This is a genomic window from Vibrio sp. 1580 (genome assembly GCF_033340055.1).
On the sequence record NZ_JAWOVT010000203.1, the window covers coordinates 1 to 790 of the forward strand.

Here is a 790-nt window from a genome sequence, read left to right on the forward strand (position 1 = left end):
TAACGGTGCTGCTCGTCTGATGGCAAGCCGATGCCCGACAATTCGAAGTCACGTAGCGCATCGGTGATGGTTTTCTGCTGGGCACGAGTTAACGTTGCAAATTCTTCGCTCGCTTTGATGGTTTTGTACGCTTCGTACAGGCCTTTGTGCTGACCAACCCAAGTGCCGTATTCCGACAAAATTGGTAGGCAGCTTTCGTACGCTTCACGCAGAGCTTCGCTGTTCACCACAGAGTTCATGTGACCAACTGGCGACCAAATGCGGCTCAGACGGTCATCAATTTCTTCTAGAGGAGCAATCACATTTTCCCAAGTTGGGTTGGTGTTGTCTTTTAGCACCTCTTCAACTTTGGCGCGACAATCTGCAATCGCCTGCTCGACAGCAGGTTTAATGTGTTCTGGTTTGATTTGCGAAAACGGAGGTAGGTCCGTAAACGTTAGAAGTGGATTAGACATGAATAATTCCTTTTGTGTTTTGGCTCTATGACTGCCCATAAAATAGGCTGACCCAATGCACAAGTAAGCCGACAACATGGATTGGGGGAGCTCCGTTCCCTTTCTCTATGCTGCGATGACCGGATGATCAACGAGAGCTTGCTCTGTCCTTGAGTCTTATTCTGCCTAAGTGGCAGAGCACTCTATTGGAGCACTGCGATCCCACTTAGGTTCAATATGTTTAGTAAGTATGGGTGACTTAAAGAGATTTCAATAGTGAGTGCATTTTAAGTCGCGCAAAATCAAACGGAGATTCTGCATCTGCAAGGATGTTGGGTATAATGCTCTCAACACAC

General features: G+C 47.2%; 1 pseudogene. It reads right to left on the reverse strand.

Annotation, left to right across the window (positions count from 1 at the left end):
• Positions 1-455: pseudogene (locus R7093_RS25020) on the reverse strand (oligopeptidase A); the annotation flags it as partial.
• Positions 456-790: the final 335 nt, after the last annotated feature.